Source organism: Oharaeibacter diazotrophicus (assembly GCF_004362745.1).
Classification (GTDB): domain Bacteria; phylum Pseudomonadota; class Alphaproteobacteria; order Rhizobiales; family Pleomorphomonadaceae; genus Oharaeibacter; species Oharaeibacter diazotrophicus.
This window is the reverse complement of sequence record NZ_SNXY01000011.1, coordinates 209,445-230,511: the sequence shown is the minus strand read 5'-3', so window position 1 is coordinate 230,511 and position 21,067 is coordinate 209,445. Positions and strand designations below refer to the sequence as shown.

At 72.5% G+C, this 21,067-nt stretch carries 20 protein-coding genes; 9 read left to right on the top strand and 11 right to left on the bottom strand.

The window, feature by feature from the left end:
- Positions 1–288: 288 nt before the first annotated feature.
- The 5 genes from EDD54_RS21360 to EDD54_RS21340 all read right to left on the bottom strand — a co-directional run bounded on the left by EDD54_RS21360 (position 289) and on the right by EDD54_RS21340 (position 5,134).
- The gene (locus EDD54_RS21360) at positions 289–1,590 is read right to left on the bottom strand and encodes a glycosyltransferase family 4 protein (RefSeq protein ID WP_126540614.1); all 1,302 of its coding nucleotides are present in this window, start codon (positions 1,588–1,590) and stop codon (positions 289–291) included.
- Positions 1,591–1,682: 92 nt separating this feature from the next.
- Positions 1,683–3,332, bottom strand: coding sequence for an NTP transferase domain-containing protein (locus EDD54_RS21355; RefSeq protein WP_126540613.1), 1,650 nt, complete (start codon positions 3,330–3,332; stop codon positions 1,683–1,685).
- Positions 3,329–4,027, bottom strand: coding sequence for an XdhC family protein (locus tag EDD54_RS21350; RefSeq protein ID WP_126540612.1), 699 nt, complete (start codon positions 4,025–4,027; stop codon positions 3,329–3,331). The genes EDD54_RS21355 and EDD54_RS21350 overlap by 4 nt, the downstream gene beginning before the upstream one ends.
- A gap of 5 nt (positions 4,028–4,032) precedes the next feature.
- Complete coding sequence (locus tag EDD54_RS21345) at positions 4,033–4,365, bottom strand: XdhC family protein (protein ID WP_126540611.1); 333 nt, start codon at positions 4,363–4,365, stop codon at positions 4,033–4,035.
- A 64-nt stretch (positions 4,366–4,429) separates the two neighbouring features.
- Positions 4,430–5,134 carry a sulfate transporter family protein gene (locus tag EDD54_RS21340; protein WP_126540610.1) on the bottom strand — a complete coding sequence of 235 codons (705 nt, stop codon included), beginning with the start codon at positions 5,132–5,134 and terminating at the stop codon, positions 4,430–4,432.
- A gap of 95 nt (positions 5,135–5,229) precedes the next feature.
- On the opposite strand from EDD54_RS21340, the gene EDD54_RS21335 reads away from it, so the two are divergent.
- Positions 5,230–6,243, top strand: coding sequence for an adenosine kinase (locus tag EDD54_RS21335; protein WP_126540609.1), 1,014 nt, complete (start codon positions 5,230–5,232; stop codon positions 6,241–6,243).
- Between the two features lie 7 nt (positions 6,244–6,250).
- On the opposite strand, the gene ftrA is transcribed toward EDD54_RS21335, so the two are convergent.
- The gene (gene ftrA / locus EDD54_RS21330; protein ID WP_126540608.1) at positions 6,251–7,267 is read right to left on the bottom strand and encodes a transcriptional regulator FtrA; all 1,017 of its coding nucleotides are present in this window, start codon (positions 7,265–7,267) and stop codon (positions 6,251–6,253) included.
- Between the two features lie 72 nt (positions 7,268–7,339).
- On the opposite strand from ftrA, the gene EDD54_RS21325 reads away from it, so the two are divergent.
- Complete coding sequence (locus tag EDD54_RS21325; RefSeq protein ID WP_126540607.1) at positions 7,340–7,762, top strand: rhodanese-like domain-containing protein; 423 nt, start codon at positions 7,340–7,342, stop codon at positions 7,760–7,762.
- Here EDD54_RS21325 and ubiB read toward each other — a convergent pair.
- Both ubiB and ubiE read right to left on the bottom strand, forming a co-directional pair.
- Positions 7,752–9,299, bottom strand: coding sequence for a 2-polyprenylphenol 6-hydroxylase (ubiB, locus tag EDD54_RS21320; protein WP_126540606.1), 1,548 nt, complete (start codon positions 9,297–9,299; stop codon positions 7,752–7,754). The two genes, EDD54_RS21325 and ubiB, sit on opposite strands and share 11 nt — an antisense overlap.
- Before the next feature lie 23 nt (positions 9,300–9,322).
- Positions 9,323–10,081 (bottom strand): bifunctional demethylmenaquinone methyltransferase/2-methoxy-6-polyprenyl-1,4-benzoquinol methylase UbiE, encoded by a 759-nt coding sequence (gene ubiE / locus EDD54_RS21315; RefSeq protein WP_126540605.1) that lies wholly within the window; start codon positions 10,079–10,081, stop codon positions 9,323–9,325.
- Positions 10,082–10,215: 134 nt separating this feature from the next.
- Between ubiE and mutM the strand changes: the two genes are divergently transcribed.
- The 6 genes from mutM (at position 10,216) to recF (ending at position 17,012) form a co-directional block, all read left to right on the top strand.
- Positions 10,216–11,169, top strand: coding sequence for a bifunctional DNA-formamidopyrimidine glycosylase/DNA-(apurinic or apyrimidinic site) lyase (gene mutM / locus EDD54_RS21310; protein ID WP_126540604.1), 954 nt, complete (start codon positions 10,216–10,218; stop codon positions 11,167–11,169).
- Between the two features lie 179 nt (positions 11,170–11,348).
- Complete coding sequence (gene rpsT, locus EDD54_RS21305) at positions 11,349–11,615, top strand: 30S ribosomal protein S20 (protein WP_126540603.1); 267 nt, start codon at positions 11,349–11,351, stop codon at positions 11,613–11,615.
- Positions 11,616–12,279: 664 nt separating this feature from the next.
- Positions 12,280–12,720 carry a rhodanese-like domain-containing protein gene (locus tag EDD54_RS21300; protein ID WP_126540602.1) on the top strand — a complete coding sequence of 147 codons (441 nt, stop codon included), beginning with the start codon at positions 12,280–12,282 and terminating at the stop codon, positions 12,718–12,720.
- A 147-nt stretch (positions 12,721–12,867) separates the two neighbouring features.
- On the top strand, positions 12,868–14,373 hold the full coding sequence (gene dnaA / locus EDD54_RS21295) for a chromosomal replication initiator protein DnaA (RefSeq protein WP_126540601.1): 1,506 nt from the start codon (positions 12,868–12,870) through the stop codon (positions 14,371–14,373).
- Positions 14,374–14,745: 372 nt separating this feature from the next.
- A complete protein-coding gene (gene dnaN, locus EDD54_RS21290) occupies positions 14,746–15,864 on the top strand; it encodes a DNA polymerase III subunit beta (RefSeq protein WP_126540600.1) in 1,119 nt (372 codons plus the stop codon).
- Between the two features lie 32 nt (positions 15,865–15,896).
- Entirely contained in the window at positions 15,897–17,012 is a 1,116-nt protein-coding gene (gene recF, locus EDD54_RS21285) for a DNA replication/repair protein RecF (RefSeq protein ID WP_126540599.1), read from the top strand.
- 46 nt (positions 17,013–17,058) lie between these two features.
- Here recF and EDD54_RS21280 read toward each other — a convergent pair whose 3' ends face one another.
- The gene (locus tag EDD54_RS21280; protein WP_165644515.1) at positions 17,059–18,306 is read right to left on the bottom strand and encodes a pilus assembly protein TadG-related protein; all 1,248 of its coding nucleotides are present in this window, start codon (positions 18,304–18,306) and stop codon (positions 17,059–17,061) included.
- A gap of 300 nt (positions 18,307–18,606) precedes the next feature.
- Positions 18,607–19,593, bottom strand: coding sequence for a 2-hydroxyacid dehydrogenase (locus EDD54_RS21275; RefSeq protein WP_126540597.1), 987 nt, complete (start codon positions 19,591–19,593; stop codon positions 18,607–18,609).
- 250 nt (positions 19,594–19,843) lie between these two features.
- Between EDD54_RS21275 and EDD54_RS21270 the strand changes: the two genes are divergently transcribed.
- Entirely contained in the window at positions 19,844–20,377 is a 534-nt protein-coding gene (locus tag EDD54_RS21270) for an SH3 domain-containing protein (RefSeq protein WP_126540596.1), read from the top strand.
- A gap of 125 nt (positions 20,378–20,502) precedes the next feature.
- On the opposite strand, the gene irrA is transcribed toward EDD54_RS21270, so the two are convergent.
- Complete coding sequence (gene irrA, locus EDD54_RS21265) at positions 20,503–20,979, bottom strand: iron response transcriptional regulator IrrA (protein ID WP_126540595.1); 477 nt, start codon at positions 20,977–20,979, stop codon at positions 20,503–20,505.
- Positions 20,980–21,067: the final 88 nt, after the last annotated feature.

The window sequence follows — 21,067 nt, the reverse complement described above, 5'->3', positions numbered from 1 at the left end:
ACCTTCCTCTTCTTCCTCGCCGCCCTCGGAATCTGGGTCGTCTCCACACTCGTCTTCTACTCCGTCAGGGACCACGCCCACTGACCGAGCGGGCGCGCGACCGCGCGCCGCGCGGACGGCGCCCGGCGGGCTCGTGGTCGTCGAACGAGGCGAGGGTATTCGTACCTCTCTCGCGAAGCTCCGACTTGTCGGGACTTCGCGAGGGTTCGGCCCTTCGGCCGGGGCCCGCTCGGGCGCTTCTCGCGCGCGAACGCTCCGCCCACGGGTCGGAACGTCACGAGCTCGGTGTCAGACCAGCCGGCGGCGCTCCAGCACGTCCATCACGGTCTGGAAATGGCCTTCCCAGGTCGGGGCGCGCCACAGGCGCAGCCGCTCGATCTGGGCGGCGCGGCGGCGGGAATCCGGGTCGACGTAGTCCTCGATCGCCGCCAGCCAGCCGAGGCCGTCGAGCGGGTCGAGATAGTCGGGCCCGATGCCGGCGAGTTCGCGGAACACCCCGATGTTCGAGGCGATCACCGGCAGGCGCGCCGCCATCGCCTCGGCGAGCGGCAGGCCGTAGCCCTCGACGAAGGACGGGAACAGCAGGGCGCGCGCGCCCGCCATCAGGCTCTTCAGCGCCGCGTCCGGCAGATCTGAGCACTCGATGACGTGATCCTGGATGTCGCGGCTGCGCTCGAGCATGTCGACGACCTGCTCGTTCTCCCAGCCGCGCCGGCCCACCACCACCAGCTTCGGCGCGGCCGCCCCGTGGCGCTGCACCAGCCGGCGCCAGACGTTGAGCAGCAGCAGGTGGTTCTTGCGCGGCTCGATGGTGCCGACGGTCAGGAAATACGGCTCGGCCGCCACCACCGGCTCGATCGGCTGCAGCCACACCGGCTCGAGGCCGAGATGGGCGACCACCGCCTCGGGCATCCGGATGCCGCGCTGGCCGGCGTAGCGCTCGGCGGCCATCCGGGTGTCGTCGGAATTGGTGATCAGCAGTTCGCCGTGGCGCAGGATCGTCTCGACCCGGTCGTGGTGCTTGGCCTCGGCGGTGGCGACCGCGTATTCCGGATGGGTGATCGGGATCAGGTCGTGCAGCAGGAATACCGGGCGGATCCCGGCCCGGCCGACCATGCGGCGCACCGGCCCGTCCTTCTGCAGCCCCATGTGGGCGACGCCGACGAAGGTGTCGCCCGCCCGCGGCAGGAAGCGCGACAGTTTCGGCACCGCGGTGCGGATGCCGCCCATGGTGAGGTCGACGAAGATGGTCGAGCGCTCGGCGTTGGTGCGCACCCGCACCGTCTCGAGCGTGGTCGGCGGGAACACGACCCCGAGCCGCTCGGTCAGCATCGTCATCGCCGTCGAGGTCTTCTCGGTGCCCTCGGCCCGCCAGGACTGCTCGGTCGCCGCCAGGAAGTCGTCGACGCGGTCGTCGGAGATCGGGATCACCCGGCCCCACAGCGAATAGCCGTAGACCACGCGGCTGCCGAAGCGGCGGCGGAATTCCTTGGCGTAGGCGAGCTCGACGCGGTCGATGCCCGTCGGCGTGGTGCGGTTGAAGTGCTCGATCAACCGGCCGGCGTCGAAGAAGATGTCAGGTCGCGCCATGATGCCTTCGGTGGGGTCCCGCGCCGTCAGGCCGGGCGAAGCGCCCCGCCCCCCGATCACGACAGGGTTCTAGTGCCAAGCCGGCGAAGGCGTCAACGCCGCTCGACGTCGACGCCCGCGTCCGGAGCGGTATCGGGGCCGGCCCGGCCGGCCAGCGCGTCGGGCGTGTCGTAGTCGATCCGCACCTCCGGGCCGCACTCCACCGTCGCCACCGCCTCCGGATTGGCCGCGAGCAGTGCCCGCGCCCCGGTGTCGCCCTCGAGGGCGGAGAGGTCGCGGAAGAAGCGGCGCGACCACAGCACCGGGTTGCCGCGCCGGCCGTCGTGGCGCGGCACCACGACGAGCGCCCCGGCGCCCGGCCGGTAGGCGGCGATCACCCGGTCGAGCGTGGCGGCCGTCACGCGCGGCATGTCGCCGAGCATCACCACCGCCGCTTCCGAGGTCGGCGACACCGCGGCGATGCCGGCGCGCAGCGACGTCGACTGCCCCGCCGCGAAATCGGGGTTGTGCACGACGCGCACCGGCAGGCCGGCGAGCGCCGCCTCGACCGCCTCGGCCATGTGGCCGGTTACGACGATCGTCTCGGCGACGCCGGAGGCCGTCGCGGCGCGCACCGCGTGGCGCACCATCGGCTCGCCGTCGACCTCGGCGAGCAGCTTGTTGGAGGGCCCGAACCGCGTCGACCGGCCCGCCGCCAGCACCACCGCGGCGACCTTCGGCGCGTCGGGGTCCTCGGCGAGCGCCTCGCCGGTGCGCGGCGCCGGGCGGCTGACGATGTCCATCAAGAGCCCGCCGACGCCCATGGCGGTGACGTCCTCGGACGTGACCCGTCGGCCGGCGAGGATGCGTTCGAGCACGAAGTCGAAGCCGTTCTCGCGCGGGCTGCGGGCGCAGCCGGGCGCGCCGAGCACCGGCCGGCCGCCGAGCTCGCCGAGGATCAGGAGGTTGCCGGGGTCGACCGGCATGCCGAGATGCTCGATCAGGCCGCCGGCCCGGCGCAGCGCCGCCGGCACCACGTCGGCCTCGTCGACCACGGCGGAGGCGCCGAACACCACCACGAGGTCGGTCCCGCCGACGTCCGCCAGCGCCGCCGCCACCGCGGCCTCGTCGTGGGGCACCCGGCGGTCGGCGACGATGCGCGCGCCCGCGGGGGCGAGCCGGCCGGCGAGCACGCCGAGGGTCTTCTCCACCACCGACGGCTTCAGCGCCGGCAGGAGCGTCGAGACCACGGCGACCCGCAGCGCCCGGTAGGGCTCGACCGCGACCACCGGCCGCGCCGTCTCGGCGACCGCGACGGCGCGCGCGAGCAGCGTCCGGGGCACGGCGAAGGGAATGATCTTGACCGTCGCCACCATCCGCCCGGCCTCGACGCCGCGCAGCGCCGGGCGCGTCGCCACGGTGATCGCCGGATCGACCCGGTTGACGGCGTGGATCGCGGCCTCGTCGACCGCGAGCAGCCCGCCGTGGCGGGCGAACAGGTTGGAGCGCCCCGTGGCCGGCGCGTCCGCCTCGACGCCGGGGCCGGCGATCGCGCGGGCGAGTTCGGCGGCGGCCGCGTCCTCGTGGAGGTCGTCCGGGCCGAGCCGCGCGGCGACCACCTCGGCGACCCCGGCCGCGGCGAGCCGGGCGATCACGGCGGCGTCGATCAGGGTGCCCTTGCGCAAGGTGCCCTCGGCGGTCGCGACCGCATGGGCGAGGATCGCGCCCTCGGCGTCCGCGAGGCGGACCGGTCCGAATTTCACGACGGCGTCCCGATCGTACGGCGGCGGAAGGTCTCGATGATCTCGGCGACCACCGCGACGGCGATCTCGGCCGGCGAGGCGGCGCCGATGTCGAGGCCGATCGGCGCGCGGATCGCCTCGAAGTCGGCCTCGGTCAGGCCGCTGCCGACGAGGCGTTCGCGCCGCCGGGCGTTGGTCTTCCGGCTGCCGAGCGCGCCGACGTAGAAGCAGCCGCGCTCGACGGCGTGGACCAGCGCGAAGTCGTCGATCTTCGGATCGTGGGTGACGGCGGCGAGCGCGGTGTAGGGGTCGAGCGCGAGGCCCGGCAGCACCGTCTCCGGCCAGTCGGCGTGGAGCTGCACGCCCGGAAAGCGCTCGGGGCTGGCGAAGGCGGTGCGCGGGTCGACCACCACGAGGTCCCAGCCGATGGCGCGCACGATCGGCACCATCGCCTGCGAGATGTGCACGGCGCCGACGGCGACGATCCGCGGCGGCGGCACCTCGGCGGCGAGGAAGACCTCGCCGTCCGGGCCGGCGACCACGCCGGAGCGGCCGGACCGGAAGGCGGCGGCGATCTCGGCGCGCAGGGGATCGCCGGCGAGGTCGTCGCCCTCCGTGACGAGCCGGGCGGCGCCGTCGGCGAGCCGGGTGACGACCACGGCGGCGCGGCGCTCGCGGCGGAGCCCATTGAGGGTGGAGAGGAGCTTCAGATCCATGATGGTCAGGCCGTCAGGGGCTCGACGTAGATGCGGATGCGGCCGCCGCAGGACAGCCCGACCCGCCACGCGGTCTCGTCGGCGACGCCGAAGGACAGGAGCCGCGGCCGGCTGTCGCCGATCACCTCGACCGCCTCGGAGACCACCGCGCCCTCGACGCAGCCGCCCGACACCGAGCCTTCGAAATTGCCCTCGTCGTCGATGACGAGATGCGAGCCGACCGGTCGCGGCGCCGACCCCCAGGTTTCCACGACGGTGGCGATGGCGAGACGGCGGCCGGCCTTCGCCCAGGTCTCGGCGATGGCGAGCACGTCTCCGTCGTCGGCTTGGCGGGACATCACGGCTACTCCTTCCGCGTCGACGGAACCATGGCCCGTCCGGTGCACGCGGCGCCACCGGACTTTAGATCAGAACCGCGCCGTCGTCAGCGGGCCGCGGATCGCGGGCGGCGACCTCCTTGAAGACGTGCACCATGAAGGCGGTGGCGAACAGCGGCGTGACGAGGTTGACGATCGGCACCGCCAGCACCGCCGCCACCACGAGGCCGGCGAGGAAGATCCGGCCGCCGTGGCGCGAACGCAGCCGGCCGACCTCGTCGGGCCCGACGTGGCGGGCGGCGACCTGTTCGAAATACTCCCGGCCGAGCAGCCAGGCGTTGGCGAGGAAGAACAGCCCGACGTTGATGCCCGGCAGGAGGATCAGCAGCAGCACCACGGCGTTGACCGCGATCACCAGGGCGGTGAAGCGCAGCGCCGAGGCGATCGCCGGCCACAGCGGCACCGCCCGGCCCGGCGGATCGGCGGGATAGTGGGCGCGCTCGACCGCCTCGGCGACATCGTCGAGGAAGAGCCCGGCGAACATGGTCGTCACCGGCGCCACCAGGAATCCGAGCCCGACGAACAGGCCGACGCCGGTCAGCACGTCCACAAGGCCCTCGACGCCCGGCCACCACCCGTTTACGAGGTTGGTCACGACACCGGTGAGCACCGCCCAGACCGCGGCGAGCATGACGAGCGTCAACCCGAGCGAGCGCAGCATCACGCCGCGGAACGGCGGCGAGGCGATCTCGGAGAAGGCGCGGACGGCGCGGACGGCTTGGGCGAGCATGGGCGGGGCCTGGCGGGGTTCGTGGAGGTGTCATATGGGCGTGGCGGCCTCGCGTTGCGAGGGGCGGCGCCCGATCGGGCGGGAACCGGATCGGAATGGCGGCAAGCGAATTCGACGTGCTGGCGATCGGCAACGCGATCGTCGACATCCTCGCCCGCGCGGAGGACGACCTGCTCGTCCGCCTCGGCGTCACCAAGGGCATGATGCGCCTGATCGACGCCGCCGAGGCCGATCGGCTCTACGACATGATCGGCCCGGCGATCGAGGCCTCGGGCGGCTCGGCCGGCAACACCGCCGCCGGCGTCGCCTCGCTCGGCGGCCGCGCCGCCTATGTCGGCAAGGTCGCCACCGACGAACTCGGCCGCATCTTCACCCACGACATCCGCGCCCTCGGCGTCCACTTCGCGACCGTGCCGCTCGAGGGCGGCGCGCCGACCGCGCGCTCGACCATCCTGATCACACCGGACGGCGAGCGCACCATGAACACCTATCTCGGCGCCTGCCACGCGCTGACGGTCGACGACATCGACCCCGCCGTGGTCGCGGCCGCCGAGGTCACCTATCTCGAGGGCTATCTCTGGGATCCCCCGGCCGCCAAGGAGGCCTTCCGCAAGGCCGCGGCGATCGCCCACGCCAACGGCCGCAAGGTCGCGATCACCCTGTCGGACAGCTTCTGCGTCGACCGCTGGCGCGGCGAGTTCCTCGAGCTGATGCGCTCGGGCACGGTCGACGTCGTCTTCGCCAACAAGGAGGAGATCCACGCGCTCTACGAGACGTCGGATCTCGCCTCGGCGGTCGCCGCCATCCGCACCGACTGCGCCCTCGCGGCGGTGACGCTCGGCGGCGACGGCGCCCTCGCGGTCCGCGGCGACGAGACCGCCAGGGCCCCGGCCACCGCCGTCGATCGCATCGAGGACCTGACCGGCGCCGGCGACCAGTTCGCCGCCGGCTTCCTCGTCGGCCTCACCCGCGGCCTCGACCTTTCGACCGCCGTCCGCCTCGGCTGCCTCGCCGGTTCGGAGGTGATCGGCCACGTCGGGCCCCGCCCGTCGGTCCGCCTCGCCGACCTCGCCGCCGCCGAAGGCATCACGATCCCGCCGCGCGGCTGATCCCGGATCAGGGCGCGAACAGCCGCCGGTAAGCCGTCGGGCTGGTCCCGAGCCGCGTGCGGAAATGGTGGCGCAGCGCCGCGGCGTCCGCGAAGCCGCAGGCCGCGGCGACGTCGTCGAGCGCGATCGTCGGCCGGCTCTCCAGGAGCTCGCGCGCCCGCCGCACCCGTTCGGCGACCAGCCACGCCCCGGGCGGGGAGCCGGTGGCCGCCTCGAAGCGGCGCTGGAAGGTGCGCACGCTCATCCCGGCCCGCGCCGCCATCGAGGCGAGGTCGTGGTCCTCGGCGAGGGCGGCACGCAGGTGGTCGATCAGCGCGCCGAGCCGCGCGCCCTCCCGCTCCCGCGGCACCGGCGCTTCCACGAATTGCGCCTGACCGCCCTCGCGGTGCGGCGGCACCACGAGGCGTCGCGCCACCCGGTTCGCCGCCTCGACGCCGAAGTCGGAGCGGATCACGTGCAGGCAGAGGTCGATGCCGGCCGCGCTGCCGGCCGCCGTCAGCACGCCGCCGGCGTCGACGTAGAGCACGTCGGCGTCGACCGTCACGGCCGGATGGCGTGCGGCGACCGCCGCGGCGTACCGCCAGTGCGTCGTGGCGCGGCGGCCGTCGAGCAGGCCCGCGGCGGCGAGCACCGCGATGCCGGAGCAGAGCGACATCACCCGCGCCCCGCGCGCCCGCGCCGCGACCAGCGCGGCCGTCAACGCCGCGGGCACCGGCGCGTCGATGCCGCGCCAGCCCGGCACCACGATCGTGTGCGCCTCGGCGAGCGCCTCCAGCCCGGCCTCGACCGCGACGGTCAGTCCGCCCGCGGCCCGCAGCGGCCCCGGTTCGACCGCGGCGACGCGGTAGCGGTACCAGCCCGGCCCCATCTCCGGCCGCGGCAGCGCGAACATCTCGCAGGCGACGCCGAACTCGAAGGTGCAGAGCCCGTCGTAGGCGAGCACCACCACCAGCGGTCCCGCCGGCGCGGCGTCCGTCGCCAGGGTGGCGTGCGGGTTTGGCGCGATTTCGACGCTCGTCGTCATGGTGGCCAGTTTGCCCGATCCGCCGCCCGGCGCAAGCTCCGGCCGTCCCGACCATCTGCCGAGGAAACCCCGATGCCGAGCCCCGTCACCGAGATCCCGCCCGCCCCGTCCGAGCTCGCCGCCGCGCATTTCGCCGCGCGGCTCGCCTTCGAGACCGACTGCTCCGACGTCCACGCCGCCCTCCTGCGCGCCGACGGTCCGGACTTCGTGCTCGTCGACGTCCGCGGTCCGGCGCTCTACCGCGCCGGCCACGTGCCGGGCGCGCTCGGGCTGCCGCACGGCAAGATGACCGAGCGCAGGATGGCCGAGTGGCCGGACGACACCGTCTTCGTGGTCTATTGCGCGGGCCCGCACTGCAACGGCGCCGACCGCGCGGCGCTGCGGCTCGCCCGCCAGGGTCGCCCGGTCAAGATCATGATCGGGGGCGTCACGGGCTGGGCCGACGAGGGCTTCGACGTCGCCACCGGCGACGAGCCCGGCCGCCTCACCAGATGAGCGCGACCGCCGCCGCCACCAGCGCGCCGGCGGCGATCCAGGCCGGCACCACCAGCCGGTCGGTCGAGCGCCGGCGGCTCTCTTCGGTGCGGTTGCGCTCGAGCGCGGTCGCCGCGGCGGCGTCGAGGTCGGCGGCGATCTGCGGCAGCCGGCCGATCAGGGCGACGACGTCGCGCAGCGACGCGGCGGCGTCCTCGATCCGTCCGACCGGGCCGAGGTTGCGCACCACCCAGTCGCCGACCGCCGGCTCGGCGGTGCGCCACATGTCGAGCGCCGGGTCGAGCGTGCGGGCGACGCCCTCGACCACCACCATGGTCTTCTGGAGCATGATCAGCTCCGGGCGCGTCTGCATGTCGAACAGCTCGGTGACCTCGAACAGCTGGGTCAGGAGCCGCGCCATCGAGATCTCGGAGGCGGTGTGGCCCTGCAGCGGCTCGCCGATCGCGCGGAGCGCCTGGGCGAAGCTGGCGACGTCGTGGTGCGCCGGCACGTAGCCGGCCTCGAAATGCACCTCGGCGACGCGGCGGTAGTCGCGGCGGATGAAGCCGTAGAGGATCTCGGCGAGGAAGCGCCGCTCCTTGACGCCGAGCCGGCCCATGATGCCGAAGTCGACCGCGACGATGGTGCCGTCGGCGTCGACGAACAGGTTGCCCTGGTGCATGTCGGCGTGGAAGAAGCCGTCGCGCACCGCGTGGCGCAGGAACGACTGGATCAGCCGCGCCGACAGTTGCACCAGGTCGTGGCCGTCGGCGGCGATGCCGGCGACGTCGGAGAGCTTGCGGCCCTCGATCCACTCCATGGTCAGCACGGTCTTGGCCGAGCGTTCCCAGTCGACCGCCGGGACCCGGAAGCCCTCGTCGGCGGCGATGTTCTCGGCCATCTCGGACAGCGCCGCCGCCTCGAGGCGGAGGTCCATCTCGAGCGCCACCGAGCGCGCCAGCGTGTCGACCACCGCGAGCGGCTTCAGCCGCCGCGCCGACGGCACCCAACGCTCGATCGTCCGCGCCGCGACGTAGAAGCCGCCGAGGTCGCGCGCGAAGCGCCGGGCGACCCCCGGCCGCAGCACCTTGACCGCGACCGCCCGCGTCTCGCCCGTGACCCGGTCCACGACGGCGGCGCGGTGCACCTGCGCGATCGAGGCGGCCGCGATCGGCGGGCCGAATTCGGTGAACACCTCCTCCACCGGCCGGCCGAAGGCGAGCAGGATCTCCTCGCGCGCCACCGCCTCGCCGAAGGCGGGCACGTTGTCCTGCAGCGCGGTGAGGTCGTCGGCCATCTTGCGGCCGACCACGTCGGGCCGGGTGGCGAGGAACTGGCCGAGCTTGACGTAGGACGGCCCGAGCCGGTTGAGCGCCCGGGTCAGCCGCCCCGCGTCGCTGTCGCCGGGCGCCGGCCGGCGCTCGACGAGGCGGGCGAGCGCGAGGACGACGCGCACCGGCAGCGGGATCGGCTCGGGGAACGGCAGGGCCGTGAGCACGCCCTCGCGCGCCAGCACCCAGCCGGCCCGCGCCAAGCGGAAGAGGTCGCCCGTCGCCATCTCGAGGCCCGCGCTCCGCCCGCTCAGATCTTGACGCCGACGTGCAGCGCCGCGACGCCCATCGTCAGGTTGGTGTAGGTCACGCGGCTGAAGCCGGCATCCTCGATCATCGCCTTGAAGCGCTCCTGGTTGGGGAAGCGGCGGATCGATTCGACGAGATAGCGGTAGCTGTCCTCGTCCTTGGCGACGAGGCGGCCCATCACCGGGATCACGTTGAAGGAATAGAGGTCGTAGACCTTGTCGACCAGCGGCACGTCGACCGCGGAGAACTCGAGGCAGAGGAAGCGCCCGCCCGGCTTCAGCACCCGGTACGCCTCCGACAGCGCCACGTCGATCCGCGGCACGTTCCGGATCCCGAAGGCGATGGTGTAGGCGTCGAAGCGGCCGTCCTCGAACGGCAGCGCCTCGGCGTTGGCCTCGACGAAGTCGACGGTGCGGATGCCGCGCTTCTCCGCCCGCTCGCGGCCGACGCCGAGCATGGACGCGTTGATGTCGGCGACCGTGACGCGGGCCTTGCCGTCCGAGCGCTCGACGATGCGGAAGGCGATGTCGCCGGTGCCGCCGGCGACGTCGACCACCTCGAACGGCCGGCGGCCGGAGCGCGGCGGGGCGAGGCGCGACACCATCGCGTCCTTCCAGACCCGGTGCAGCCCGGCCGACATGACGTCGTTCATGACGTCGTAGCGGCTCGCCACCCGGTGGAACACCTCGTCGACCATGTCCTGCTTCGCGTCGAGGGTCACGTCGCGGAAGCCGAAGGAGGCGGACGGGGCGTCGGACATCGTGGGGTCTCCGGGGAGGGCCGGGGGGATCGGACCGCCGGTCGCCCGGCGCGGCCGGACCATAGCGGAAGCCATGGCCCCGCGCTATGTTCCGCCGCGTCCGAAACGGCGGCGATCCGCACCCCGGGAGAGCGATGCCCGAACTGCCCGAAGTCGAGACGGTCCGCCGCGGCCTCGCCCCCGCGATGGAGGGGGCCGTGGTGGAACACGTCCGCCTCGCCCGGCCGGACCTGCGCTTTCCCTTCCCCGACCGCTTCGCCGAGCGCATCGAGGGCCGCCGCCTCGTCGCCCTCGGCCGGCGCGCCAAGTATCTCTGCGCCGACCTCGACGACGGCGCCGTGCTGGTGATGCACCTCGGCATGTCCGGCTCCTTCCGGGTCGAGGCGGCCTCCCCCGGGGGGGACCCGGCCTCGCCCAGGGCGGACTTGTCCGCCCCCTTCCACCACCCGCGCGGCAAGAGCGCCGCCCACGACCACGTCGCCATCGAGCTCTCTTCGGGCGCGCGCGTCGTCTACAACGACCCCCGCCGCTTCGGCTTCATGGACCTCGCCGCCCGCGCCGACCTCGACGTCCACCCGCGCTTCCGCGACCTCGGCGTCGAGCCGACCGGCAACGCGCTGTCGCCCGAGCACCTCGCCGCCGCCTTCGCCGGCCGCGCCACCAGCCTCAAGGCCGCCCTCCTGGACCAGAGCGTGATCGCCGGCCTCGGCAACATCTACGTCTGCGAGGCGCTGTGGCGCTCCGGCCTGTCGCCGCTGCGCGCCGCCGGCTCGATCGTCGGCGCCGACGGCGGGCCGACCGCCGAGACCCGCCGCCTCGTCGAGGCGATCGTCGCGGTGATCGCCGAGGCGATCGAGGCCGGCGGCTCGTCGCTGCGCGACCACGTCCGCACCGACGGCTCGCTCGGCTATTTCCAGCACCGCTTCGCCGTCTACGACCGCGCCGGCGAGCCCTGCGCCCGGCCGGGCTGCGGCGGCACGGTGGAGCGGATCGTCCAGACCGGTCGCTCCACCTTCCACTGCCCGGTCTGCCAGCCGGCGCGGGGCGGGGCCGCGGCCCGCCGCGAAATTCGGCCGGGCCGGCGTTGACGGGGCCGGGTCCTGCGTTTATAAGCACCGCCCGAACGGAGACGGTGGGCACTCGCCCGCCGACCATCGATCATTGTCGCGCCGCCCATCGTGGTTCCAGGGAAATCCCCCGGGGAGCCGTCGCGGTCGGAAGCGGCTCCAGCGACATCCGGTACGCCCGGTAGAAGGAAGTCTCGTCCATGGCCAATACGCCGTCGGCCAAGAAGGCGACCCGCAAGATCGCGGCTCGCACCGAGGTCAACAAGGCTCGCCGCAGCCGCATGCGGACCTTCGTCCGCAAGGTCGAGGAGGCGCTCGCCTCCGGCGACCAGGCCGCCGCGACGGCCGCGCTGAAGTCGGCCGAGCCCGAGATCATGCGCGCCGCCTCCAAGGGCATCGTTCACAAGAACACCGCCTCGCGGAAGGTGTCGCGGCTCGCCCAGCGCGTGAAGTCGCTCGGCGTCTGAGCCGTCGCCGGCCCGCGGGCCGGAGCCGAGCGAACCTTGTCCATTTCGTGTCCGAAGACCCGGCCCCCGTGCCGGGTCTTCGCATTTTCGCGGGTGCGCCCGCGAAATCGGACGCGCCGGGAACGCTCCGCCGCATGGCAGGAAATTAATCTGTGAATCAACAAGTTACGGATACGTGCCCTGCGGGCCCACCCTTGACGCGACGGCATTTGACGGGGTGATCGATCGAATCGGAGGGTGGCGAAAGCGTGGCGGGAATTGCTTCGCCGGCCATTCAAATTTTGAAAATGGAGCAATCCCAAGCCTTTCCAAATCACCCGCCCGTGATCGCCCGCCCCGACCCGCCACGGTTTAAAATCGGGTTAACGCGGACCGGCGAATCCCGTCTTGCCGGTCGGACCCCCCCTGTGTATGGTCAACCCATCCTCGGTGACGGCCAAGACGATCCCGAGGAAAGCAAGCGAGAAGAGTGCAGGGTCGAAGTCGTTCCAAGAAAAAATAAAGGAACGCCCAGTAAAGAGAGACCTACTCTTGCCGCCACGGAGCGCAGTCGACAGGGCCTATGTCGCCCGCCGACGTCGATCCGGCATCTAGTGAAGTTCGAGGTCCGGGGCGCCGCCACTTCTCATCGGGAGTGCGGCAGAGGGAAGGTTTGCGACGAGCCATGGCTGCTTACGCGGGCGATATCGACGTGACGGACGTCTGGCGCATCCTCGGCGACGAGCCCGGGGCCCTGCTGGTCGACGTGCGCACGGACATGGAGTGGCGGACCGTCGGCGTGCCGGATCTCACCGCGATCGGCCGCGCGCCGGTCTTTCTCGAGTGGCAGACCGCCCCGACCATGGCGGTCAACCCGGCCTTCCTCGAGATGCTGGACGCGGCGGTCGCCGCCCGTGGCCTCGACCGCGACGCCCCGGTCTATTTCCTGTGCCGCTCCGGCGCGCGCAGCCAGTCGGCCGCCATGGCGGCCACGGCCCACGGCTACGGCGCCGCCTACAACGTCGCCGGCGGCTTCGAGGGTCCGCCCGGGCCCGACGGACGGCGCGGCAGCGTCGACGGGTGGCAGGCCAAGGGCCTGCCCTGGACCCGCGACCCCGGCGCCTGACCACCACCATCGACAATTCAGGACAACACCCGTCGGCGCCCGCCCGGGCGCCGCTGAGGCGACGTTCCGCGTCGCCGTTCCCCGACATGAGCACGTGACACGGCCGACGCGGCGGCGGACCGGCCCGACAGGTTTCAGGAGGCACCCATGCTGGACGCGGACTTCGGCGACAAGGACAAGCCACGGCACCGCGATGCCTGGACCCGGGTTCTCGGCCGGCTCAAGGCCGAACTCGGCGAGGAGGTGTTCTCCTGCTGGTTCGCCAACATGAACCTCGAGGGCATCGACGGCGGCACCGTGGTTCTGTCGGTGCCGAGCCGGTTCCTGAAGTCCTGGATCGCGACCCACTACCGCGACAAGCTCACGAGCCTCTGGCAGAACGAGAACGAGTCCGTGCGCAAGATCGAGGTCGCCGTCCGCAGCGCCATCCGCGCCCGCGTCGAGACCCCGGCCCGCTTCGCCGCGCCCGCCGCCGGCCCGATCGCCTCGATCGCCCGCTCCACCATCCGCGTCGGCGCCGAGCCGCGCCGCGAGCCGGCCCGTCCCGCCGCCCCTGCGCCGGCCGCCGCCGCACCGGCCGAGGCCGCCGCCTCGCCCTTCGACGACATCTCCTCGCCGCTCGACCCGCGCTACACATTCGCGACCTTCGTCGAGGGCTCGGCCAACCGCTTCGCCCTCGCGGCCGCGCGCCAGATCGTCGACGGACCGGGCGCCGGCGGCGTCAAGTTCAACCCGCTCTACGTCCATTCCGCGGTCGGCCAGGGCAAGACCCACCTGCTGCAGGCGATCTGCCACGAGCTGAAGGCGGCCCGCCCCGGCGTGAAGGTGCTCTACCTCACCGCCGAGCACTTCATGTACCGCTTCGTCCACGCGCTGCAGACCCAGTCGGCGATCGCCTTCAAGGAGGCGCTGCGCACCATCGACCTCCTGATCATCGACGACATGCAGTTCCTGCACGGCAAGCAGATCCAGCAGGAATTCTGCCACACCGTGAATTCGCTGATCGACGGCGCCCGTCAGGTCGTCGTCGCCGCCGACCGCCCGCCGGTCGAACTCGAGACCCTCGACGAGCGGGTGCGCTCGCGCCTCGCCGGCGGCCTCCTGGTCGAGATCGGCGTGCCGGACCTCGCCCTGCGCCGCGCCATCGTCGAGCGTCGCATCGCCCTCGCCCGCGAGCAGGCGCCGGCCTTCGCCGTGCCGGACGACGTCGTCGACTTCATCGCCCGCAACGTCACCTCCTCGGGGCGCGACCTCGAAGGCGCGGTCACCCGCCTCGTCGGCCACAACCAGCTGACCGGGCTGTCGGTGACGCTCGCCCTCGCCGAGACCACGCTGAAGGACCTGATCCGCGTCGCCGACGGACGCCGCGTCAAGATCGAGGACATCCAGCGCGTCGTCGCCAAGCACTACAACGTCTCCAAGCAGGACCTCCTGTCCTCGCGGCGGACGCGCTCGATCGTCTGGCCGCGTCAGATCGCCATGTATCTCGCCAAGACCATGACGCCCCGCTCGCTGCCGGAGATCGGCCGCCGCTTCGGCGGGCGCGACCACACCACCGTCCTGCACGCCGTGCGCAAGGTCGAGGATCTCGTCGGTCACGACGAGGCGCTCGCCCAGGAGATCGACGTGCTGAAGCGCATGCTCGACGCCTGATCCGCGCCGCCGACGGGCGCCCGGCTTCCGGGTGCCGTCCACCGCCCGTCCACGACCTTGTCCACGACGCATCCCCGGTGGTTTCCACCGGGATGTCCACCGGCCGTTCCCGGGGACATGCCTCCCGCGCGCCTGTTGACATCCTGTCGAAAACCACGAGGTCTCCGGTGGATCGCCGTGTATGGACCGCGCCGTGCCGCTTCGTGGCGTCACGGTCTTGCGTTGTCGGCCGAACCCCGTAAAGTGCCTGTCCCTGCGGCCCTCGCGAGAGACCGCGGGGCCGCCCTGATCCGATCACGAGGGGCCGGCCTACCGTTCCGCGTATCCTCGCCTTCCCGGTCGGCCGTCCCTTCCCGCCCCACGGGATGACCCATGCGCGTGACGCTCGAGCGCTCCGAACTGTTGAAGTCGCTGACCCACGTCCACCGGGTCGTCGAGCGCCGCAACACCATCCCCATCCTGTCGAACGTGCTGGTGCGCACCGACGCCGGCGCGCTGAAGCTGAAGGCGACCGACCTCGACCTCGAGGCGCAGGAGACCGTCCCGGCCATGGTCGAGCGCCCCGGCGCCACCACCGTGCCGGCGCACATGTTCTACGACATCGTCCGCAAGCTGCCCGAGGGCTCGCAGGTCGGCCTCGAGACCTCGTCCGACGGCGCCACCCTCGCCATCACCTCCGGCCGCTCGCGCTTCTCGCTGCAGATGCTGCCGGAGAGCGACTTTCCCGACATCACCGTCGGCGAGCTCAGCCACCGCTTCACGCTGAAGGCGTCCTCCCTGAAGACGCTGATCGAGCGCACCCAGTTCGCGATCTCCAACGAGGAGATTCGCTACTACCTGAACGGCATCTTCCTGCACACGGTCGAGGGTCCCGGCGGGCGCCGCTTCCGCGCCGTCGCCACCGACGGCCACCGCCTCGCCCGCGCCGACGTGCCGGCGCCGGACGGGGCCGCGGGCATGCCGGGCATCATCGTGCCGCGCAAGACCGTCGGCGAGATCCAGCGCCTGCTCGAGAACCCCGACCTCGACGTCGGCGTCGAGCTGTCGGACGCCAAGATCCGCTTCACCGTCGGCGACGTCGTGCTGACCTCCAAGCTGATCGACGGCACCTTCCCGGACTACGGCCGCGTCATCCCGCAGGGCAACGACAAGGAGCTCCGGGCCGACCGCGCGGAGTTCGCCGAGGCGGTCGACCGCGTCTCCACCATCTCCTCCGAGCGCGGCCGCGCGGTGAAGCTCACGCTGACCGCCGGCAAGATGGTGCTCACCGTGGTCAACCCGGATTCCGGCTCGGCCACCGAGGAACTCGTGGTCGAATACGACGCCGAGCCGCTCGACATCGGCTTCAACGCCCGCTACCTGCTCGACATCACCGCCCAGCTCACCGGCGAGACCGCCGTGTTCCGCCTCGCCGACCCCGGCTCGCCGACCCTGATCCAGGACGTCGGCGACGGCGACACGCTCTACGTCCTGATGCCGATGCGGGTGTGACGGGCGCCGCCGCAGCTTCCACGGCCGCCGCCATGACCGACCCGGACCGGACGGCGCGGGTCTTCGTCACCGCGCTGGCACTGACCGACTTTCGCAGCCACGCCGCGCGTCGCTTCGTCTTCGGGCGGCGCTCGGTGGCGCTAGTCGGCGACAACGGCGCCGGCAAGACCAACGTGCTGGAGGCGCTGTCGCTGCTGTCGCCGGGCCGCGGCCTGCGCCGGGCCACCCTCGCCGAGATCGCCCGTATCGGCGGCGCCGGCGGTTTCTCGGTCTCGGCCGAGATCGAGGGCGCGCTCGGCCCCGTGCGGATCGGCACCGGCCTCGTGCCCGGCGAGGCCGGCCGGCAGGTCCGCATCGACGGCGAGCCGGCGCGATCGATGGACGCCCTCTCCGACCACGCCCGCGTGCTCTGGCTGACACCGGCGATGGACGGCCTGTTCACCGGCCCCGCCAGCGACCGCCGCCGCTTCCTCGACCGACTGGTGCTGGCGCTCGATCCCGCCCACGGCCGCCGGGTCGCCGCCTTCGAGCAGGCCCTCACGCGGCGCAACCGCCTGCTCGAGGACCACCGTACCGATCCCGCCTGGCTCGACGCCGTCGAGACCGAGACCGCCGCCCTCGGCGTCGCGGTCGCGGCGGCCCGGCGCGAGGCGGTCGGCTGCCTCGTCCGCCTGATCGACGCCGGCGGCGCCGACGACGCCTTCCCCGCCGCCCGCCTCGCCCTCGAGGGCGACGTGGAAGCCGCGCTCGAGGCCGCCTCCGCTTCCGACGTCGAGGACTGGTACCGCACCGACCTCGCCGCGGCGCGCTCGCGCGACCGTGCCGCCGGCCGCACCCTGACCGGGCCGCAGCGCGCCGACCTCCGGGTCCACCACGCCGCCAAGGCGATGCCGGCGGAGCTGTCCTCGACCGGCGAGCAGAAGGCGCTCTTGATCGCGCTGGTGCTGGCGCAGGCCCGCCTCGTCGCCGAGCAGACCGGAATCACCCCGATCCTGCTGCTCGACGAGGTCGCGGCTCATCTCGACCCCGGCCGCCGCGCGGCCCTGTTCGCCCGCCTCGACCGCGACGGCGGACAGAGCTTCATGACCGGCACCGACCCCGCCGCCTTCACCGCCCTCGGCGGCGACGCGGCGATCGTGGCTCTCTAGGCTCGGGACCGCGATCGACCGGCACGGACATGGCCGCGCGTCACCCTCACTGCAGCAGATGGACGCCCCCCGACCCGCCGGAGCCCGCGACGGCGCCGGTCGTGGTCATGCCCTTCGTGGTCGAGAGGTCGATCGCCCAGGTCATGCTGTTCAGGATCAGCGTGTTGAACACCATCGTCAGCTTGTCGGCCGCGACCTGCGACCCGCTGTTGAAGGTCACGTTCCGGCTCGGCAGCCACATCAGGCCGTCGAGGTCGTGGCCGAGGCTGTCGTCGAACACGAAGTTCGACTGGCCGAGGCCCGCCTTCTCGTAGAACAGGATGCCGGCGTAGGTGCCCGTCGTCGGCGCCTTCAGCGTCGCCTTGACGGCCGAATTGAACTGGATGACCGAGGAATCGTCGAAGTAGAACGTCACCCCGGACCCCGTCCACGTGCCGCCGTTGACGTTCATGCCGCCGCCCTTGATCACGTAGACGCCCGGCGCGAAGCTCACCGTCGGGGCACCGTTGAAATTGTACCAACCGCAATAGACCCCTGGCGTCAGGCTGGCCGTGCCGCCGTTCCAGTTGCCGCCGTTGTACTGGCAGGTCGTCGACGGCGGTGCCGGCAGGGTGCCCGCGAACGGGTCCGTCACCGTGGTGCAGGACTTCACCACGTTCGGATGCGTGCCGCCGTTGTCGATCACGGCGGCGCCGGCGATGCAGATCCGCTTGGTCGACAGCGTGGTCGAGGCGTTGAAGATCACCGCCGGCGAGGCGGCCGAGGCGACGTGCACCTCGCAGTTCGGCGCGGTCACGTTGGCGCCCGAGTTCACGGTCAACGCCTGCGCGGCCGTGCTCTTCAGGAGCACGCACACCCGGCTGCCGGTCGTGACGAGCTTGGCCCGCGACGACACCGAGATCGTGATCGACGCCACCTGGAAGAGCCCCATGAACGCCGTCGGCACGGACTGCGACGCCGTTCCCGTCACCGTCCCGTCGGTCGCCTTGGCGAAATCGCTGGCGATGCCGCCCGCCTCGGCCGGCGCGTACTGGACCAGCAGCGCGTTCGTCGCCGACGCCGACCATGCCGTCGACGTGTCCTTCGCGCCGGCGATGACCGCGCCGTCGACCGCCGCCTGCAGTTTCGTCCGCGCCATCGCCGCGCGCCCGTAATCGATTGCAGAACCGGACGCGGCGGCGACGAGCCCGAGGCACAACGCGAAGGCCAGGATCACGTTGCCGTCGGGACGGCCGTGCCGGAGGCGGACGACGGCGGCACGCACGGCGCTGAGAACGGCGGAAAGAGCGGACATCGTCGCGGATCCCGGGAATCGATCCATCGACCCTCGCGGTGGCCGCCTTGCAAATCCGTGAATGTGATCGCCGACTCGCCGCCCCCGCGGTGCGTCGCGTGTCGGTCGGATCGCGGCATCCTTGACGAAGGATGAAGCGCGTCGCGCTCTTCGGCCGCGGCTCGACGTGGAGGCCCCACCGGCGCGCCCGGCCGAGCCAGCGGTCCCGGTCGCCCGGGACCCGTCCCGAAAGGGCCGCCGCGCGCTCCGCCGGTCAACCGGTGCGACGGCGCGGCGAACCCCGCTCTCGCGGGAGCCGTCTCACAGCATCGACGGCAGGACGCGGTCCGGCGGCCGGTGGCCGTCCATGAAGGTCTTGATGTTGATGATGACCTTCTCGCCCATGTCGACTCGGCCCTCGATGGTGGCCGAGCCCATGTGCGGCAGCAGGACGACGTTCGGCGCCTTGGCGAGCTTCGGGTTGACCGCCGGCTCGTGCTCGAACACGTCGAGCCCGGCGCCGGCGAGGTCACCGGCCTCCAGCATGCGGGCGAGCGCGTTCTCGTCGACCACCTCGCCGCGCGCGGTGTTGACGAGATAGGCGTCCTTCTTCATCAGCTTCAGCCGGCGCGCCGACAGGAGGTGGTAGGTGCCCGGCGTATGCGGGCAGTGCACCGAGATGACGTCCATGCGGGCGAGCATCTGGTCGAGGCTCTCCCACCACGTCGCCTCCAGCCGCTCCTCGACCTCGGCGCCGAGCCGGCGGCGGTTGTGGTAGTGGATCGACATGCCGAAGGCGAGCGCGCGCCGCGCCACCGCCTGGCCGATCCGGCCCATGCCGATGATGCCGAGGCGCTTGCCGGAGATGCGGTGGCCGAGCATCCAGGTCGGCGACCAGCCGTGCCACTCGCCCTTCTCGATCACCGCGATGCCCTCGGCGAGCCGGCGCGGCACCGACAGGATCAGCGCCATCGTCATGTCGGCGGTGTCCTCGGTGAGGACGCCGGGCGTGTTGGTGACGGTGATGCCGCGCGCCGTCGCGGTGTCGACGTCGATGTTGTCGACGCCGTTGCCGAAGTTGGCGACGAGGCGCAGGTTGGGACCGGCCTGCGACAGCACGCCGGCGTCGATCCGGTCGGTCACCGTCGGCACCAGCACGTCGGCGGTCTTGACCGCCTCGACGAGTTCGGCCTGCGTCAGCGGCCGATCCTCGGTGTTGAGCCGCGTTTCGAACAACTCGCGCATCCGCGTCTCGACGACGTCGGGGAGCCTGCGCGTCACCACCACAAGGGGCTTCTTCCGAGCCATGTCGCACCGCCTCGCACGTCCCGCCCGGGAAGGGGCGGCCGACGTTGACAAGTCCTTAACCCTGCCGGTCGGAGGATGCGCCCTGAGGCGCACGGGGTCCGGTCCGGCGTTCCGTCGGATGTTTTCGTAGCAGATGCAAGGGCAAACACAAACGCTCCGAAAGACGCGCCCGCAGGGTGCGGCACCCGGCCCCGCCGACGACGCCGCGGCCTCGCTGCGGCCACGAAGTTCCGCGATTGCGACCACCGTCATGACGATCAGAACCGCCCTCAGCCGCGTCGCGGCGCTCGCCGCCGTCGCCGTCGTCCTCGCCGGCACCGCCGTCTCGCAGGCCCAGTCCGTCCGGACCGGCGCCAGCGGCCTGCCGGTGCCGCGCTTCGTCAGCCTGAAGTCGGACGCGGTCAACGTCCGCCGCGGCCCGAGCCGCGAGCAGGACGTGGTCTGGCGCTACGTCCGCTCCGGCCTGCCGGTCGAAATCACCCAGGAATTCGAGAACTGGCGCCGGATCCGCGACTTCGAGGGCGGCGAGGGCTGGGTGTTCCACAGCCTGCTCTCCGGCACCCGCACCGCGCTGGTCGCACCCTGGGACAAGTCGAAGACGCCGATCCCGATCCACGCCACCGCCGACGAGACGGCGGCGAAGACCGCCGAACTCGAGCCGGGCGTCCAGGCGGTGGTCAAGGAATGCGACGGCAAGTGGTGCCGGCTCGCCGGCAAGGGCTTCGCCGGCTGGATCCCGCAGCCGCAGCTCTGGGGCGTCTACCCCGACGAGACCTTCGACTGAGGTCGATCAGTCGAACGACACCTTCGACCGAGTCACCCCCCTCACGGGACCGGCGCCGCCGCCGGATTCGCCGGCCGCGCCCCGCGTCATCCGTGTTCGCACGGATGCGGGGCGCGCCGCGTCCCTCAGGAGCGTTTCGGCCTGAGCCGCACCACCACGTCGACGCGCACGATCTCCATGCCCTCGGGCAGCACGGGCACCTCGCCGACCGGGACGCCGTCGCCGGGGATGTCGAACACCCGGTTCTCGCCCTCGACGTAGTAATGGTGGTGGTGGCCGACGTTGGTGTCGAAATAGGTCTTGGTGCCCTCGACCGCGACCTCGCGCAGGAGGCCGGCCTCGGTAAACTGGTGCAGGGTGTTGTAGACGGTGGCCAGCGACACCGGCACGTCGGCGGCCAGCGCCTCCTCGTGCAGCTGCTCGGCGCTGACGTGACGATGGCCGCGACCGTAGAGGATCTCGCCGAGCGCGACGCGCTGGCGCGTCGGCCGGAGGCCGGCGTCCTGGAGCAGCGAGCGCACCACGGGCCGGTCGCCGTCGCGACCGGCGGCGGCACGGCGCGTCCGCCGCGCGCTCCAGTTCTGAACCGACCCGTCCGACATGGCCCTCTCGACGTCCCCGGCGGCACGCGGGAACGGCCGGCGGCCGCGCCGGCGAAATCCCGCACCTCGCATCCGGTGGATAATAGGG